This window comes from Methanococcoides sp. DA23 (genome assembly GCF_057593895.1).
Genome location: NZ_CM172520.1, coordinates 446,709 through 465,126 on the forward strand (window position 1 = coordinate 446,709; position 18,418 = coordinate 465,126).

14 protein-coding genes and 2 tRNA genes are annotated in these 18,418 nt (G+C 45.3%); 13 read left to right on the plus strand and 3 right to left on the minus strand.

The genetic code is table 11. The features are described 5' to 3' along the window. The first annotated feature begins 4 nt into the window (after positions 1–4). The 5 genes from AC20MK_RS02240 (at position 5) to AC20MK_RS02260 (ending at position 6,202) form a co-directional block, all read left to right on the plus strand. Complete coding sequence (locus tag AC20MK_RS02240) at positions 5–1,363, plus strand: ADP-dependent glucokinase/phosphofructokinase (protein WP_487356386.1); 1,359 nt, start codon at positions 5–7, stop codon at positions 1,361–1,363. 75 nt (positions 1,364–1,438) lie between these two features. Beyond that, a complete protein-coding gene (locus AC20MK_RS02245; protein ID WP_487356387.1) occupies positions 1,439–1,954 on the plus strand; it encodes a helix-turn-helix domain-containing protein in 516 nt (171 codons plus the stop codon). Between the two features lie 161 nt (positions 1,955–2,115). Then, positions 2,116–3,255, plus strand: a complete 1,140-nt coding sequence (locus tag AC20MK_RS02250; RefSeq protein WP_487356388.1) for a radical SAM protein — start codon at positions 2,116–2,118, stop codon at positions 3,253–3,255. Beyond that, positions 3,252–4,085 (plus strand): DUF4130 domain-containing protein, encoded by an 834-nt coding sequence (locus tag AC20MK_RS02255; RefSeq protein WP_487356389.1) that lies wholly within the window; start codon positions 3,252–3,254, stop codon positions 4,083–4,085. Before AC20MK_RS02250 ends, AC20MK_RS02255 begins: the two co-directional genes overlap by 4 nt. Positions 4,086–4,099: 14 nt before the next feature. After that, the gene (locus AC20MK_RS02260) at positions 4,100–6,202 is read left to right on the plus strand and encodes a helix-hairpin-helix domain-containing protein (RefSeq protein WP_487356390.1); all 2,103 of its coding nucleotides are present in this window, start codon (positions 4,100–4,102) and stop codon (positions 6,200–6,202) included. Positions 6,203–6,240: 38 nt separating this feature from the next. Here the strand turns inward: AC20MK_RS02260 and hisB are convergent, their stop codons facing one another. Genes hisB through hisG form a run of 3 tightly spaced genes read right to left on the minus strand, consistent with a single transcriptional unit; the run spans position 6,241 to position 8,447 of the window. Beyond that, positions 6,241–6,816, minus strand: a complete 576-nt coding sequence (gene hisB / locus AC20MK_RS02265) for an imidazoleglycerol-phosphate dehydratase HisB (protein WP_487356391.1) — start codon at positions 6,814–6,816, stop codon at positions 6,241–6,243. A 25-nt stretch (positions 6,817–6,841) separates the two neighbouring features. Further along, positions 6,842–7,582 (minus strand): 1-(5-phosphoribosyl)-5-[(5-phosphoribosylamino)methylideneamino]imidazole-4-carboxamide isomerase, encoded by a 741-nt coding sequence (gene hisA, locus AC20MK_RS02270; protein WP_487356392.1) that lies wholly within the window; start codon positions 7,580–7,582, stop codon positions 6,842–6,844. A gap of 10 nt (positions 7,583–7,592) precedes the next feature. Beyond that, entirely contained in the window at positions 7,593–8,447 is an 855-nt protein-coding gene (gene hisG, locus AC20MK_RS02275; RefSeq protein WP_487356393.1) for an ATP phosphoribosyltransferase, read from the minus strand. 297 nt (positions 8,448–8,744) lie between these two features. On the opposite strand from hisG, the gene AC20MK_RS02280 reads away from it, so the two are divergent. The 8 genes from AC20MK_RS02280 to AC20MK_RS02315 all read left to right on the plus strand — a co-directional run bounded on the left by AC20MK_RS02280 (position 8,745) and on the right by AC20MK_RS02315 (position 18,417). Next, complete coding sequence (locus AC20MK_RS02280; RefSeq protein ID WP_487356394.1) at positions 8,745–9,950, plus strand: methionine adenosyltransferase; 1,206 nt, start codon at positions 8,745–8,747, stop codon at positions 9,948–9,950. A gap of 302 nt (positions 9,951–10,252) precedes the next feature. Further along, positions 10,253–10,361: transfer RNA gene (locus tag AC20MK_RS02285), tRNA-Tyr, on the plus strand. 83 nt (positions 10,362–10,444) lie between these two features. Continuing rightward, a tRNA-Asp gene (locus tag AC20MK_RS02290) sits at positions 10,445–10,517 on the plus strand. 225 nt (positions 10,518–10,742) lie between these two features. Next, a complete protein-coding gene (locus tag AC20MK_RS02295; RefSeq protein ID WP_487356395.1) occupies positions 10,743–11,594 on the plus strand; it encodes a sulfide/dihydroorotate dehydrogenase-like FAD/NAD-binding protein in 852 nt (283 codons plus the stop codon). Further along, entirely contained in the window at positions 11,585–12,952 is a 1,368-nt protein-coding gene (gene gltA, locus AC20MK_RS02300; protein ID WP_487356396.1) for an NADPH-dependent glutamate synthase, read from the plus strand. Before AC20MK_RS02295 ends, gltA begins: the two co-directional genes overlap by 10 nt. Positions 12,953–13,056: 104 nt before the next feature. Further along, complete coding sequence (locus tag AC20MK_RS02305) at positions 13,057–15,060, plus strand: phosphoadenosine phosphosulfate reductase domain-containing protein (protein ID WP_487356397.1); 2,004 nt, start codon at positions 13,057–13,059, stop codon at positions 15,058–15,060. An 89-nt stretch (positions 15,061–15,149) separates the two neighbouring features. After that, on the plus strand, positions 15,150–16,214 hold the full coding sequence (locus tag AC20MK_RS02310) for an AI-2E family transporter (RefSeq protein ID WP_487356398.1): 1,065 nt from the start codon (positions 15,150–15,152) through the stop codon (positions 16,212–16,214). A 295-nt stretch (positions 16,215–16,509) separates the two neighbouring features. Beyond that, on the plus strand, positions 16,510–18,417 hold the full coding sequence (locus AC20MK_RS02315; RefSeq protein WP_487356399.1) for a threonine--tRNA ligase: 1,908 nt from the start codon (positions 16,510–16,512) through the stop codon (positions 18,415–18,417). The last annotated feature ends 1 nt before the right edge of the window (position 18,418 follow it).

The following is an 18,418-nucleotide window of genomic DNA, read 5'->3' on the forward strand; positions in this document are numbered from 1 at the left end:
GTGCATGAAGTTCCTTTGCGGCTACAACATGAACCTGGATGCTGTCTATTCCATTACCAGGGAAGATATCGCTGAATTGCTGGCATCAGTGGACCCCACTGTTCTATTCGAAAGTCTTCAGAAATCTTCGGGTGATATCAATTCGATCTCGGATCTTCTCGCAGGTCTTGTTGGCTGTATGCAGGAAGGGAATGGTGCGGAATGGTTCATTCAGGATGTGTCAGTTTTTAGTTTTCTCATGGAGCATTTTTATGAGCGGGCGGTGATACGGCTTGGGGGTAATATGGCTATCATGGCAAACGTTATGTCCGAGATGGGTGCAGAAGAGGTTGTCGTTAATCCGGTGGGAGATATTGGTTCGATACGTCCGTTGATGTCGGGGAAGCGCGTGGTCTTTCCGGAAGAAAGTGATGTTGGTATAAAAAGTACCGTTAAAGGTGCTAAGGAAAAGATCGTCCACTTTGTCTTTGATTTTAAGAGAGGGCTTATTTTTGAGCTTTTCGGAAAGAATATCACTGTTCCGAGAGAGAACAGGTTCATTGCTACTTATGATAATGTGAACACTGAACTCTATATATCTCCTGCTTTTGAAAAATACAGTCGTGAATATGTGAAAGTTGCGAATGGTGCGATGGTCTCAGGTTTTAATCAGCTTCGTTCTGTCTATCCTGATGGCTCTGGTCCTGTTGATAAGTTTGATAAGTCTCGGTCTTTGATGAGGGGCTGGAAACAACTGAATCCGGACCTGCTGGTCCATGCCGAGCTTGGACATTTTTCTATCTCTGAGCTGGCAGTTTTCATATTTACGGAACTTTCGGGCGTTGTGGACAGTATTGGGATGAACGAGGATGAAATAGGTATGCTATTTGAGATCCATGGTATTCCAGAAGATCGATTTCAGGAGCTCAATTCCAGTATTATTGTTGAAGCATGTGTGAAATGTATTCGCGCAACCGGCCTGAAGAAAATGGTTGTCCATACGCGTGATCTCATTGTATCGGTCTTTAGGGATGGAGTATCTTCATTTCATCATGAGATGGACAGTCTGGAATTTGGGATCATGTGTGCTGCATTTTTTGCAGCTACCGGTAAACTTCCGGTTAGGTCCGATCTTAAGGATTCCGTAAGTGAGTTTTCCAGAAGTGAATATGGTGTGGAGCAGGTTGAGAGGGTGCAAGCGCTTATTGGTGCTCATGTGAACTCTTGTATAGGGTCAGGTGCGGAGGCGTGTGGAAAATATGATGGCCTTAATGTTTGTATCCTGCCAACTTTGATATGCGATGATCCTATCTCCACTGTCGGGTTGGGGGACACGGTCATGGCAGCTACGTTTTTGAGATGGGTTGAACTTTTGAACAGTTAAATCCAATATTTTTTTGTGTATGTACTTAAAAATGGGACTGATATTCTTATATATGTCATATTTCCATTTACATGTATGAGCCAATTGGAAAACAAAGTCTTTAGCGCACTGGGGAGTGATACTCGTATCAAAATGCTTGAGCTACTTAGTGGGGAGGAGATGCACATCTCCGAGTTGGCAAGGACGTTAGGGATCTCTGTTCCGGTTGCTGCGAAGCATGTTAAGATATTGGAAGCTGCAGATCTTGTTGAACGCAGGATATTTGGGAAGACTCATGTGCTGAAACCAAATAAGGATAATATCTATATTGCTATGAACTCTTTTGCACCGACAAAGTCCATTGAGGTGGAAAAAGGTACTACTCTTCTGGATGCGCTGCGTGGTGTAGCTGCAATAAAGGTGAAGAAGAAAGGCGATAGGGAAGTTATTATCTCTACAGATGGGGAAGAAGGTCTTTATGTTTATGAGATAAATGGTGACTTCTCTGAGAAATCAGTTCAGAACTGTGTGCTTGATGAGGACACAACTATCGAATGGAAGAAACTTGAACCGGTCACTAAGCTCAAGCTTGATATTCATGTCAAGAAATGATCTTTGAACGTTATCAATTTTTCTTCTTTTTTGCATTGTTCCTGCCTATTATTACATTATTTCGCACTGTTCTATTTTATACGATTTGTTGACATTCATTTAAATAACACTTTCACCTCGCTTGGCTGTCGGTTATATAATTAAGTGCCAATTATCATCCAATGAGTGCTTATAGACAGAACGAACATCATCTGACCTTATCTGAGAGAATGCAGATCCTCTCTGCGGGTACTAAATATGACAGTTGCAATCAGAGTGCTGTCTGTCATGCTTTTGGTCCTGATGGAAGGTGCATACAGCTCTATAAGACACTGTTATCCAATTCCTGTGCAGGGGAGTGTGCTTATTGTCCGAATCGCTGTGAGCGTGAGACCAAAAGAGCATCCCTTGAACCTGAGGAAATTGCAAAGATCACCTGGTCATTTTACAGAAGGAATGCCATCGAGGGTCTGTTCCTGTCTTCCGGCATCATGGGGGATGCGGAGCATACTTCGCAGAAGCAATTAGAGGTGGTGGAGCTGTTGCGAGGTCAGGGTTTTAAAGGTTACATCAATATTCGTGTGATGCCCGGCACTCCGAAATATCTGCTTGAGCAGATCGCAGACCATGCTGATAAGTTCGGTGTTAATGCTGAGACCACTAATTCTGTTAATTATTCTGAGATATGTCCGAACTTCGATTATAAGAACGATGTTCTGCAGAGACTGAAATGGACAAGGGACCTCATTGAGAAGAAAAGAAGTGAATATTCCGGCATGGGAAAACTTGTTGGTGCAAATGACACTCAATTCGTGGTGGGTGCGGTCCCTGAGTCTGACAAAGAGGTCGTGAAGACGGTTCACAAGTTCATGGACAAGTATGCATTGCGAAGACCTTATTTTATGAGCTTTGACCCTGTGCCTGATACTCCGCTAGAGAATGGCTCGCCTTCACCTAAATGGCGTGAGCAGAGGTTGTATCAGATGTCCTTTCTTTTAAAGGACTATGGTCTCAGGTCAAGCGACTTTGATGAGATCTACGATGAGTATGGGTATCTCTCAAATGCTGACCCAAAGGAAGTGCTTGCACGCTCACAGCCTGATCGTTTTCCGGTGGATATCAATTCCGCTGAAATGTCCGATCTGCTTCTGGTTCCCGGGATAGGGCCGATAAGTGCCAACCGGATCTTGCATGCCCGTCCGATAGTTTCCGAGCAGGAACTTTCCCGTGTGGGTGTCGTAGTTTCCCGTGCAAGACCTTACATTTCGATAAATGGTTCGAGACAGATGAACCTTTCCTCTTTTATGGGTGCCTGCTCATGATAATAGCTTTTAGGTCCAGTGTGGAGGGAGTGTTGCTTGCTTGTTTGGCTTTCAGAGATGATCCTGGTTCTGAACTGATATTTGCTAACGATGTGGGGGAGCTTAAGAGGAAACTCGATCTTTCAGGTATCGAGGGTGAGATCAATATGGTGGGCTTTGATCCTTCCTATGGGTCAGAGTTCTTATCCAGGGAGATCTTCGGAAAAAGGAAACCTCGCCTGGCAAGGTTCGACCCCGATCCTCTGCGATATGTAGATCTTCTTCTAAGGCACAAGGATTGTGATCCTGCCGGGCTTGTGAGGTTGCTGGTTTCCTGTAATGGTGATACTGATGGGCTTTATTCAGGGAAGGGCAAGATCGCAAAACGCTACTATAATTATATGCGTGAGGTGGGCAAGGCATATGAGAGGTTGTGTATGTTCGCACGACCGGAACTTAAAGGCGGCATATTATCTGTTGTCATTGATACTCCTCACGATATCGCGGATATGTTCTGCAGGTGGCTTGTCAGGAAGAATCCAGATGTTCCCGTGGCAGTTATCAAAGATGATTCTGCGTGGGTGGGCAATGGCAATCTTATTGGACTTGATAGGTTTGCAAAGATCACTGCATCCTTTGTGGAAAGCCTTCGGTCAACATCAGGGTCTGATGATGTGGATGAGCTCTGGGACCTCTACTATAATTCCCAGATGATAGATTCAAGGAGAAATCATGGGCTTGCAAAGAAAATGCAGCCTAAGAGCTCTGCTTCAATGAGCAAGATGGCAAAAAGAGATCGTTATAAGGTTGAAAGGGGCATTGCCGGCTGTACCCTTGATAGTTTTGCATGAAGATGGGTGATAATATGAATGGGTTACAGGATATTCCGCGTATTGGTGAGAAAATGGCGAAACGCTTTCAGGAGCATTTTGGTGGGGAGGATAGGGCAATGGATGCTATTTTAAGTGGTGATATCGCAAGCATTTCCGAAGTTGAAGGGGTAGGGCAAAGGTATGCTATTTCTCTGGTGCACGAAGTGCGTGCACAGTTCGAAGGCGTTGCTATGGAAGATTTCCTTAAGACAAAGGAAGCTTCGGATATCTATGAGAGGCTTCTGGATATCATCAAGCAGTTCGCACATACCAGATATGCAAAGGATAAGCTTCATGTCTATATCCCTTATCCTGCAAGTAAAAAGGCACTCATAGAGGATATTCGGGAGGATGTTGCCGGGTATATGAGGACTGCTTGCGTATTGGGGGACAATGAAGAACTTATCTCACTTCTGTCAAACGTAAAGGCCTTAGATGTAAAATGCAATCCTCCTAAAGTTAGGTCCAGGGCAATTCTGACCGCTGATAGCAAGCAGTATGAGGTTGCACGGCAGATGTTCGGTGATCTTCTGGATGTACAGTTCGTGAAGGGTGCGGGGGAGTTCGTTGATACTGCCAGGGGTTATTCGCATGTTGTTGCTGCCGATGACAAGTGCATGTCCTTTGACCTTCCTGAAGATGTTGATCCTGAGTTCATTCCTGATATTCGCAAAGCAAATATGTGGCAGATAGTGCCGGAGAAGGAGATCTACTTCTTTGCGAGGAACCTTAACACACTCGAATGCTGTATCAAGATGGTCGAGATATTACGCTGTTCAGGTATATCTTCCCTTGAAGATATTGCAGACGATGATATTGAAAGATTAAAACAGACCCTTTCTCTTATAGATGAGGATGGGGATGTCAGGGAGGGTTCTGATAACAGTATCGATCGTCTTATGATGATCTCCAGGAATGTCGATAATTGTGTTTCAGAAGCCATCAATGCCGCTAACGTTACTCTTAATTCCTGTCTGGAGGAGAGCAAACTCACGCTTAGCGGTCAGGATATGCTTAAGGTGATGAACGGGAAAATGGAGATCAAGGACCTGCTCGAAAAAGAGCTGTTCCATTCTTACAGTTCTGTTGTCAAGGCCGCAAAAGAGAAGATCGTGGCGGACCTGGAGCTTGAAAGGAATGAACTCTTGTCCCTTGATTCCTTTTTCTCGGACGAGATCACTCATCCCCTTGAAGTGAAACCTGAATGCCTGTATTCCTTTAAGCAGCAGATCGCAAATCAAGTGGAAAAACTGAAGGTTCGGCACAAATGCAATATTGCGAAGACGCTCTCAGAGTTCCATGATGTTGCACAAAGAATGGTTCACAAGGCCCTTGATTTTGATGTGGGCTTTTCGATAGGTTGCTTTGCAAAGGAGTTCGACCTCCATCTTCCTGAGTTCATTGAAGGAACAGGTCTTGCACTTGAGTCGGCATCGAACCTTTTCATAAGGACGCGCCATGGTTCGGTCGTGCCCATCGATTATTCGGTAGGCAATACCTCCTCTGACCCTGATGGGAATGGCAGCCGCGTTGTCCTTTTGAGTGGTGTCAATTCAGGAGGAAAGACCTCTCTGCTTGAATTGGTGGCACAGTGTGTCATCCTTGCCCATATGGGTTTCCCGACTCCTGCAATGAACATGGAGATCGGTCTTACGGAAGAGTTCTATCACTTTGGAAAATCCAAAGGTACTCTGGATGCAGGGGCTTTCGAGACCACGCTTATTGATTTCTCTGTTGTCGCAAACGATTCTCCAAAGCTTGTTCTGGCAGATGAACTGGAATCCATTACTGAGCCGGGAGCTTCTGCAAAGATAATCTCGGGAATACTGGAGGTGCTTTCTGAGAATGGTGACGGCATGTCGATCTTTGTGTCCCATTTATCGGAACTTATTCTTGAGAACACTGAATGCAATGTACGCGTTGATGGCATTGAGGCAAGCGGGCTTGATAAGGACCTGAACCTTGTGGTTGAAAGGACTCCAAGGTACAATTATGTTGCAAAGAGCACTCCTGAGCTCATAGTAGAGCGTTTGTCAAGAAAGTCAAATGGGCAGGAGCAGGACTTCTATAAAAGATTGCAAAAAAAGTTCAAGTAAGCCGTAATAATACGGCTTTTCCGTTTTGTTAGGTTGCTTTAAAGCACACCTTTCGTGCTCTTGATACCTTCGCCTTCGATCTTAACAGCACGGCGAAGGGCGTACGCAAAGGCCTTGAAAAGGGCCTCTATCTTGTGGTGGTCATTGTAACCTTTGACAGCTATGTGCAGGTTCATCTTTGAATTGTCTGTGAGGGATTCAAAGAAGTGTCTCACAAGTTGAGTGTTCATCTCACCGACCCTTGGGGATTCGAACTCAGCATCCATCACGAGGTAGGTCCTTCCTCCCAGGTCGAGAACAACGTCTGCAAGGGCCTCATCCATTGGGATGCGTGCATCTCCGAACCTGGCGATCCCGTTCTTATCCCCGAGAGCTTCAGAGAGCGCCTGGCCAAGAACTATTGCAGTGTCCTCTATCAGGTGATGTTCATCAACGATAAGGTCTCCGGTGGCTTCGATGGTCAGATCAAAATTTCCGTGTCTTGCAAAAGCGGTAAGCATGTGGTCGAAAAAACCGATGCCTGTATCAATGTTCGATGAACCTTTGCCATCCAGCTCGAGTTCCATCCGGATATCCGTCTCTTTTGTCTTGCGTGCGATCTTTGCGTTTCTCATGCTGTTCCTCTGCCGGTTTCGATGATCAATTTTCATCACTGATGATATCTATTGCTTCTGTCAATGTGAACTTTTTCTTGTATAGTGCGCTTCCCACAACAACACCTGCTGCACCGGTGTTCTTCAGTGTGATAATATCTTCAAGGGTGGTCACACCGCCGGATGCGATCACGGGTATGGTGACAGCATTGACAAGCTCTTCAGTGGGTTTTGGGTCCACTCCATTTAACAGCCCTTCGGAGTCAATGTTCGTGAACAGGATGCTTCCAGCACCCTTCTCTTCGAACTGGCTTCCCATTTCCACTGCTGTATGTTCTGATTCCTTTGTCCAACCTTCGATGGATATCTTTCCGTTCTTTGAATCGAGTGCCACATTTATATGTTCACTTCCAAATTCATCGGAGAGCCTTTTGATAAGTTCGGGATCCTTTAATGCAGCTGTACTAAGAATTACCTTGTCAATACCAATATCAAGTAATGTTGCAGCATCCTCGAAGGAACGTATTCCTCCTCCCACCTGGATGTATATCCCCTGTGGTTTGCATTTCTCTACTATCTTTTTTATAATGGGTGCATTCGTTCTTTTCCCTTCTATTGCACCATCAAGATCGATAAGATGTAGTGTCTTTGCACCCTGGGAGACCCAGTCAAGGGCGACCTTAACGGGGTCATCGAGGGATATCATCTCGCTTCCGGGGACTCCCTGAACGAGCTGCACACATTTGCCGCCTTTCATATCGACTGCTGGTATCACTTCAAAGCTCATCTTGTCACCTTTAGGGTATCATTCTCTCGATGGGCATTACAAGTATGTCAAAAGCACCTGCGGCCTTAAGTTTTGTAATGGTGGCGAAGATGATGTCTGCGTCCACGACAGCATGTACTGCCACTATATCTTCCTTGGATTCGACCTTCATTATAGTTGGTCCGGCAAGTCCTGGGAGTACTTCTTTTACATCATCGAGCACTGCAGTCGGGGCGTTCATCATCAAGTATCGCTTTGCTTTTGCATGCATCACGCTCTCAAGGGCTGTTTTGATGTGTTCTATCTTTTCTTCCGTTTTTGCCGTTTCGTGATTTGCAATGAGATATATGGATGATGAGAACACTTTTTCGATCACCTTGAGATGGTTCATCACAAGTGTCGTTCCTGAACTGGAGATGTCCACAATGGCATCTGCAATGCCAACATGTGGTGTCATTTCACATGCACCGCTGACCTTTACCACATCAATGTTTATCCCGAGGTTCTTGAAATATCTTGCAGTGATGGCGGGGAATTCAGTTGCCACACGCATTCCCTCAAGGTCATTTGCCGATGAGATATCCGATTCTTCAGGTACTGCAAGTACAAGGTCTGCTCCTCCATATTTGAGGTCCAGGAGCATCTCTACATCTGATTCGGTCTCAGAGATAAGGTCCAGTCCGGTGATACCGACATCAGCCGCCCCATCCTGGACATATTCTGGAATGTCTGCTGCTCTTGCGAACAGGAATGTGATCTCCGGATCATTTGTTTTTGCAAACAGCTTTCTGTTGGAACCACCAAGTACGGGAAGTCCTGCTTCCTTGAACATCTGTATGGTGGGCTCGTGTAATCTTCCTTTGTTAGGTATTGCAATACGTATCATATGAAGTCCTTCTCACAGAACGGGTTTAGTTGTATTTTGTTCTATCTATTATAGAACTGTTCTTGGGTCTATGTCTTGAAACACATTTATCCTTTATAAGTATTGCATGGTAGCATTGAGAATGTTGGCAACCATTTCCATCCTTTTTCATCATCTTCTCTTATTACTGAAGGTTATGAATGTGCACATGGGTAGTAATGATTATATATAAATTGTTCATCTTATAGATTGAATCCAACCGACATGTGATCTTCACATTTCTATCTGATTTATCGAACTTATCAAATGAGGCTAAATATGATCCGAAATATCAAAGTGGAACATCTCCATGAGACTCCTATCGAAAAACAGGAGACCGAGCTTGTTGAAAGGAAAGGTATAGGTCATCCGGACAGTATCAGTGATGGTCTCGCAGAAGCTGTGAGCCGTGCTCTTTGTAAAGAATACATTGACAAGTGTGGAGCTATTCTTCACCACAACACAGATGAGACTCAGATCGTTGCAGGAAGGTCCCGGCCTGAATTCGGAGGCGGTGAGGTCCTCAAGCCTATTTACACTCTTCTTGTGGGAAGGGCTACCATGGAATTCGATGGTATGGAAATCCCTGCAGAGGCAGTTGCCCTCCAGGCTGCACGTGAATATGTCCGTAATACAATTCCAGCTATGGACCTTGAGCGTGATATGATCATTGACTGTAAGCTTGGTACAGGTTCTTCTGATCTCAGGGATGTTTTCACCAGGGATCATATTCCAATGGCAAACGACACCTCATTTGGTGTAGGCCATGCTCCTTTCTCTGAACTTGAACAGGTCGTCTACAACACTGAGAGACAGCTTTTGACAGACCTTAAGAAAAAGAAGATCCCTGGAATCGGGGAAGATATAAAGGTCATGGGTCTCAGGGAGAACGATGATATCTCTCTTACTATATGCTGTGGTATGGTCGGCAGGCACATCGATGACATGGACCACTACATAAATGCAAAGGAAGAGATGACCGAATACGTCCTTGATCTTGCTACCAAGTACACCGACAGGACAGTTTCAGCTCACATCAATGCTGCTGATAAGGTAGATGGTGGCTGTGACTGCGTTTTCCTTACCGTTACAGGTACATCTGCTGAAATGGGTGATGATGGTTCAGTAGGTCGTGGGAACAGAAGCAACGGTCTTATAACTCCAAGCAGGCCAATGAGCATGGAAGCAACAAGCGGAAAGAACCCTATCAACCACATTGGTAAGATCTACAACCTGCTCTCTACACAGATGGCAAGGGATGTTGTCAGTGCTGTCGATGAAGTGAGCGATGTCCATATCAAGCTTCTCTCCCAGATCGGAATGCCTATCGATCAGCCTCTTGTGGCAAGTGCACAGGTCATCCCTGAAGATGGTGCGAACTTTGCTGCCATCAGGTCTGAAGCGGAAGTTGTCATTGACGACTGGCTTGAGAACATCACCAAGATCACTGATATGGTGGTCAAAGGCGAACTTGACACTTTCTGATCCCGATATATCTGTATATATTGGATATTGTGGGTCTCAGCAAGATCGATCTTCGATCCAAGCTGCCCCATTTTTTCTTTTGTTCCGTCCTTTTTGTTATTTTTTTACTATTCTATCTGTTCTTCTTTCACAACTTCACCCGTAATTTCCGTAATTCCATCTGTTCTTTGTCGATTTCGAGGGTCATTATGTCCATATTTTCTCTTCCATGGGCAATATGACGAAAAGATTAAATATGATTGTGGTAATGGAGGGGTTGTATCTCACACTAGTGGGATGGGATGATGCTGATCTCAGTATGACCCGCCTTAACTCAGTGGTAGAGTGCGCGGCTGTAGTATGGAATATGCGACTTGTCGCACATACCGCGCAGGCACCGCGATGTCCCCGGTTCGAGTCTGGGAGGCGGGACTTAACATCCTAAATTCGCGGAAGGTATATATACCAAGAAGTGCATTAAGGGTGTGCTCACACAGCAAACAATCAAACGCAATGTCCGAATAGTGTAGAGGCCTATCATGGAGCCCTGTCGAGGCTCCGACTCGGGTTCGAATCCCGGTTCGGGCGTACAATTTTACCGGCTGAAAATGCCGGTAGACCCCATCCTTTTTTTGTAAATTTTGAGTTAACATTTATCTCATTGTTTTTTTTTGTTCAAGACCTTAGAACTTCTTACTGGTTTGTTTTTCTGGTTTATAGGATACTTTTATATAATATGGGCAGTTTTCGAGAAACATTATTATAATATTATAAAGTACACTTACTTCCGACTCTAGGCATGAAAGTGATCACATGGCATACAAAATAATAGAGAAACGTCAGTTGGTGCCGGATGTGCACCTGATGAACATCCAGGCTCCCGATGTGGCTGCGGCCGCAAAGGCAGGTCAGTTCATTATTCTTCGCATCGATGAAGCTGGTGAGAGGATCCCTCTTACAATTGCAGACTACAACGCAGATGAAGGGTCTGTCACCATTATCTTCCAGGAAATGGGAAAAACGACAAAACAGCTCGCAAAGATGAGCGCCGGCGAGGAACTTCTTGATTTTGTAGGGCCTCTTGGCAAAGAGTCCGAGATCGAAAAGCTCGGTACTGTTGTGCTTGTTGGCGGGGGTGTTGGTATCGCTCCTATCTATCCTCAGGCAAAAGAATATCGTGCAGCTGGAAACAAGGTAATTTCCATCATTGGGGCACGCAATAAGGACATGCTCATACTTGAAGATGAGATGATCGCTGCCAGTGATGAGGTCCTTGTGGCCACAGATGATGGTTCAAAGGGCCACCATGGGTTCGTGACCGATCTTGTCAAGCAGCTTCTTGATGGTGAGGAACATATCGACAGGATAGTAGCTATCGGTCCTCCTATCATGATGCGCGCAGTTGCAGGTGTTACCGCCTCATATGATGTTGAGACTCTCGTTAGCCTCAATCCAATAATGGTCGATGGTACCGGCATGTGCGGTGGCTGCCGTGTCAATGTTGGCGGTGAGGTCAAATTCGCTTGTGTGGACGGCCCTGAGTTCAACGCAAAGGATGTGGACTTCAATCTGTTGATGAGCCGTCTGTCCTTCTATCGTAAAGAAGAAGCTGATGCTATCACAAAGTCCCAGAAAGGCTGCGGAGATGATTGCAAATGTCAATAAGACCTAAAATGCCGCAGCAAGCTCCTGAAGAGCGTGTCACTAACTTCGATGAGGTCGCTTTAGGATACACTGAGGAGCAGGCTATACTTGAAGCAGAACGCTGTCTCGAGTGTAAGAACCCTAAATGTGTGGAAGGCTGTCCTGTTAACATTGATATTCCAGGCTTTATCTCAAAGATCAAGGAAGGCGACTTCCAGGAAGCTATCACTATCATAAAGGCCACTAATACTCTCCCTGCTGTATGCGGACGTGTATGCCCGCAGGAAGAGCAGTGTGAGAAACTCTGTATCCTCGGCAAGAAGAGCGAGCCAATTGCTATTGGTCGCCTCGAAAGGATCTGTGCGGACCGTGAACGGGAAGTTGGCGTAAAGGACCCTGTTGTAGCACCATCCACTGGTAAGGCCGTAGCAATAGTCGGTTCAGGGCCTGCAGGTCTGACAGCAGCTTCCGACCTTGCAAAGGCCGGTCATTCAGTCACAGTGTTCGAAGCTCTGCATGAGGCAGGCGGTGTGCTGATATATGGTATTCCTGAGTTCAGGCTTCCAAAGGCCATTGTAAAGGAAGAGGTGGATTATATCCGTAAGCTCGGTGCTGATATCAAAATGGATTACGTTATCGGTCGCATACTGACCCTTGACCAGCTCACTGACAGATTCGATGCGGTCTTCCTTGGAACCGGCGCAGGTCTGCCAAAGTTCATGGGTATCGAGGGCGAGAACCTCAATGGTGTCTATTCCGCCAATGAGTTCCTTACCCGTGTGAACCTGATGAAGGCATACAATAATAGTTTCGACACACCAATAAAGCGAGGCAGCAATGTTATTGTTGTAGGTGGCGGTAATGTGGCAATGGATGCTGCACGCAGTGCTTTGAGACTTGGTGCAGATGAGGTAAGCATTGTATACAGACGCAGCGATGAGGAACTTCCTGCAAGGCGCGAGGAGATCGAGCATGCAAAGGAAGAAGGTATCGTGTTCCGTTTATTGACAAATCCTGTGCGTATCATCGAAGGCGAGAACATGTCTGTCAATGGTGTCGAATGTGTCAGGATGGAGCTTGGCGAACCTGATGAGTCAGGTCGCAGGCGGCCTGAGGTAGTAGAAGGTTCCGAGCACATAGTCGATGCTGATATTGTCATAATGGCCATAGGCACTTCACCGAACCCTATCATCTTCGATGGTTCCAAAGGTCTCGAGGTTACTCCGTGGGGCACAATTGTCGTGGATGAGTCAGGTATGTCCTCCATCGAAGGCGTTTGTGCAGGCGGGGATGCTGTGACCGGTGCAGCAACCGTTATCAGTGCAATGGGTGCAGGTAAGCTGGCTGCTGATACCATCAACAAATACCTTTCAAAATAAGTTCTATAAATGGCAGATATATTGATCTGCCCTCTATTTTTTTTGTTTTTTGCCTCTGACCATATGGAAGTATTTAATAACTCCCTGTTCTATTCTTGAATTCAATGCATTTGAAAAAGAGCGATGCCCGAATTCATAAGATGCCTTCAAGAAAAGGTGTAGTTGACAAAAAGAAGCATTCAAGGAATCCAGTATCTAACGAGCCATCTCATATATACTGGTGTAAGGATTGCAATGTTCCTCTTCTTGATAAGAAGTGTGGTGTCTGCGACGGTGAGATCTTTGATATTAAGTTATCCGGGCCTGGCGACATAAGGTTCTGTTCCCCATACGAACGTGAACTCCTGGGCAAGCTTTTGCTTTCTGAATTTGGCTGTGATCCTCTGGGTGAAAGGCTGGTTCTGTTGAACAAGATCTCCGGGGAGGATAAGACTGCTCAGGTCATAGTGGACGGTCTGAACATCGGTACTCTTCTTTTTGATATGTACCTGATGGAACACCGCTTCGAGATATCTGAAGCAGGGGCGCAAGTATTCCATGGTCTGGTAAAAAGCAGGAAAGTTACTCTGAAAAAGACCAAGATGCATCTGAATGGAAAAAAGGTCAGTTCTGAATTGATCGAAAGTTTCACCGATGATATAAAAGCAGGGGATCCTGTGATAGTTGTGTCCGGTAATCTCGTTGGAGCTGGTATCTCACTTGTAGATAGTGATAATATGGCAACTGCAGATGGTCCTGTGTTAAGGGTCCGGAAGATCTCCAGTAGTGACCTTAAGTTAAGCTCCAGGGTAGCAACCCTCGAAGATGCCATTACGGCTAATCTTCCTCACTTGCGTAAAATTGGTAAGAATGCAATGAATACCATCAAAGGAATTGCGAGCCAGAAAGAGCACCGCAAACTTCCGGTGCATGTCTCATTCAGTGGTGGGAAGGATAGTCTTGTTGTTCTTGATCTTACTCTAAGTGCCCTTAAGGGCAGGGATGTAAGGGCATTTTTCCTTAATACTGGTATAGAATTCCCGGAAACCGTGGAATTCGTTCATTCCCATTGCGAAAAAAGGGGCATCGAACTTATTGAATCAAAGGCCGAGGATGCCTTTTGGGAGAATCTTGAGAGCTTCGGTCCTCCTGCAAAGGATTTCCGCTGGTGCTGCAAGGTCTGTAAGCTTGGGCCTGCGGGTGCTATCATTGATCAATGCAGTGAGGATAAGGGTGTATGTCTGACCATCGATGGGAAGCGTAAATTTGAATCCTTTTCCAGGTCGAACATCTCTGCCAGTGAAAAGAACCCCTTTGTTCCGAACCAGTTGAACATCTTCCCTATCCGTGATTGGCGCGCCATTGAGGTATGGCTTTATATCCATTGGAGGAAGCTCGATTATAATCCTCTCTATGATGTTGGTTTTGAACGTGTGGGATGCTACCTCTGCCCTGCGGAACTGTCTGCTGAGTATGAAAGGCTGAAAGACCTCCATCCTGCTATCTATGACAGGTGGAACAGTTTCCTTTTGAAATGGGCAAAGTCCAAAGGTCTATCTGATGAATATGTGCGGCACGGCATGTGGCGGTGGAAGGAACTTCCTCCTAAAATGCTAAAGCTCGCAAGAGAACTTGGTATTGATACCGAACCTTCCATTGTAAGTGACGATTTCAATATTACGTTGACATCTGGCTTTTCACCATGCAGGGAAGGTGGCTTTACTGTGGAGGCAAGTGTCAAAGGTGTGCTTGTCAGTGAAGCTTCTGCGATTCTGAACATGCTGGGCTCAACTGTCTTTTCTGAAGAACTCGGAATGGTCCTCCTTAAAATGGATTCCGGAACTGTGAAATTCTTTTCATCAGGCAGTTTGAAGGTCACAGCGAACTCCAAAGAGGATGCACATTCCTGCCTCGAAGCGACAGCCAAACAACTTTTGCGTGCAAGTAAGTGCACTGAATGCGGGATATGTTTGAAGGTCTGTCCTGTAAATGCCATAGAACTGGGTTCGGAAAAAGGCAGGATATACATAAATGATTCGTGTATACGCTGTGGAAAATGCACTGATGGATGTGTGGTGCTGAAATATTCGGACAAGATCCTTTCTGCCATGTTGAATGGCAGGAAGTGAACATCTTTTTTTGAGTGAACCTTTAATAGGGTGTAGCTGTTATATTATATACTGATTAATATTATTCAGAAATATTTTGCGTGTATCCAATGGTCACAGATATATCGGGCGAGTTGTTCCCTCAAATTAGTTCCAAATGGAAGATGTTCCTTAGTGTAGCTTTAGTTCTACTTTTTTCACTATTCATCATCATTCTCCTACCCATTGCTGATGGTATCATGCTGGGACTTGTATTCGCATATATTGCCCGCCCGATCTACAATTTTATAAAAATGAAACGTCATCTGGGTGCTCTGGTGGCTACGATGTTCATTGTGATCCCTATTGTGATGATACTTGGAATGGGCATAATCGAGATCGCCAATCAGTTGATATGGATAACTGAGAATCAGGGTGCAGTCATTGAGTCTCTATTAGATTTTGTTCGCAATCTAAATATTCCAGATGCTTATTACGAGAACATTCAGCAGACAATATGGGATTCCTCTCTCTCCATTCTTCCTCTTCTTGGTAATCTGGTCTTCGTATCCTATGCCCGCGGTATTGCAATGTTCATGATCAACCTGTTAGTTGCTGTTCTAGTTTGTTATTTCCTTCTTGCGGACGGGGATGGACTTTATCGTGCTGTCCTTAGAATAATTCCAAAACGTAATCAGCATCTGGTCAAAAGATATGTCCAGCACATGGATGTTATCCTTAGTGGGGTTTTCATAGGGAATGCTTATGCAGCGCTCTCGGTGAGCACTCTTTCGGTCATAGTGTTCTATGCCTTCGGTCTTTCGCATGTACTTGCATTGGCGACTCTCATATTCATAGCATCGGCCATTCCAATGTTTGCAGGGTATATGGTCCTGGTAGTGCTTACGATCATACGTTATTTCAATTTGGGATTTGAAAGTGCGCTGATCTTCTTTGTTGTATCATCGATAATTATCTATGCTCCGCCCGAATTCTTCCTGCGTCCCTATCTTGCAAGCATCAAGTCACACATTCATCCTTTCCTGATAATGCTGGCCTTCCTCGGTGGTGCATTTGTTGGGGGTATCGCGGGTTTCTTTGCAGCACCCATACTCCTTGGTACTCTGGTATCAGCTTACCGTGTTTATGTGGAGAATCTGGAGTATGTTCCGCCTGAGACTTCCTCAGACGAATGACCATTTTCATCTATGTTTTTCAGGACCTGTCTAAATAGGGCTTCTCCCAATGTTATTCTCATTCAGGTCCGATGCAAAAGGATGGTTTATGACCTTTAATTGATGAATGGTTCTGTTCTTCTAAATTCCATTGCCTTCTCATCACAAAGGATATTTAAAGAATGTATGTATAACATGTCGCAAGACATCAAGTAATCATCCTGTCTTTACGATCTTTACCGGGGATACTCAGATCTGATCTATCTTCAATATTGTAGAGGTTGTTCTGTTCACAGGACCATCAAGCGGTGAAATCATGCAATTATTACTCATCCATTCCGATTATATCGAATACGAAGTAAAAAAGAGCACTCCTGTAGCGGAAGATATCGAAGAGTCCTTTAAGCAGGGTCGTCTTGAGGACGCACTTACGGCATTCATGGCCGTTGAGAGCTTCGATGAAGCAAACCCACAGGAGATAATTGATCGTGCAGTCTCTGAGATAGAGAATGTTGCAGGTCAGGTCAAGGCAGAGAACATAATGCTTTACCCTTATGCACATTTAAGCTCCGACCTTTCATCTCCGAAAGCAGCTGTTTCAGTCCTAAAAAGTATTGAAAATGCACTTGAAGGCAAGTACAATGTCATGAGGGCTCCATTTGGCTGGTACAAGGCATTCAGTATCAGTTGTAAGGGACATCCGCTTTCTGAACTATCACGTACTATCAGGCCGGAAGGTGCTGAACCTTGTGGAAAGGTCGTCTCTATAGGTGCTGAAAAGAAAGAGGTTGTTTCTGAAGCTCTTAAAGCAGAAGATTCTGCAAAGTCCTACTGGCGTATTCTGACACCTGATGGTGAGCTTCACGATGCAGAAACCTTTGATCTTACAGGACATGATAATCTTCAGAAGTTCGTGAACTATGAGATATCCAAGAACAGGAACATTGAGAAAGCTCCTCCTCATGTTGAGCTCATGCGCCGCCTCGAGATCGCGGATTATGAACCCGGGTCTGATTCCGGCAACATGCGCTATTATCCAAAAGGCAGGCTGATGAAATCACTGATCGAGAACTTCGTTCTTGAGGAGTCATCAAAGATCGGGGCAATGGAGGTCGAGACCCCATTGATGTATGATATGAATCATCCTACCTTGAAAAAGTATCTTGACAGGTTCCCGGCACGTCAGTACTCCATCGAGTCTGACAAACGTAGTATGTTCCTGAGATTTGCTGCATGTTTCGGGCAGTTCCTCATGAACCATGACATGACGATCTCTTACAAGAATCTCCCTCTTAAGATGATAGAGATGACAAGGTACAGCTTCAGGAAGGAACAGCGTGGCGAACTTGTAGGTCTTCGCAGACTCCGTGCGTTCACAATGCCTGATATGCATACCCTCTGTCCTGACATGGATGCTGCTATCTCCCAGTTCGGCGAACAATATAGCATGTGTATTGATCTCCTTCGTAAGATCGGTATAGATGTGAGTGACTTTGAGGTTGCTATTCGTTTTACCCGTGAGTTCTACGATGATAACAGGGAGTTCATAACCGAGCTTGCAAAGAAGGTCGATAAACCTGTTCTTGTGGAGATGTGGGATACTCGTTTCTTCTATTTCGTACTTAAGTTCGAGTTCAATTTTGTCGACGCGACAGCAAAAGCGAGTGCACTTTCCACTGTGCAGATAGACGTGGAGAACGCAGAACGCTATGATATCAATTATATTGATGCCAATGGTGAGATAAACCGTCCTACTGTATTGCATTGTTCTCCAAGCGGTGCGATCGAAAGGTGTATCTATGCCCTTCTTGAAAAGGCGGCAATGGATGCAGAAGGGGGCAAGGTTCCAAATCTTCCTGTCTGGCTTTCACCTACTCAGGTGCGTGTTATTCCAATTGCAGAAAGGCATATGGATTTCGCTCAGGAGGTCGCTGATTCCCTCTTGTGCCGTGCGGACATCGATGACCGGGAAGAGACCGTTGGTAAGAAGATACGTGATGCAGGCCGTGAGTGGATCCCTTATGTGGCAGTGATCGGTGACAGTGAGCTCGAGAGCGGCAAGGTCACTGTGACGATACGTGCAGAATCTGAGCCAAAGAAGCCGATGAAGGTGGAAATGACTGCTGAGGAGTTGAGTGAACGCGTATTCAATGAGATCGGTGATATGCCATATCGCAGTCTTCCTCTTGCAAAACTGCTTTCCATGAGGCCAAAGTTCATTTAAT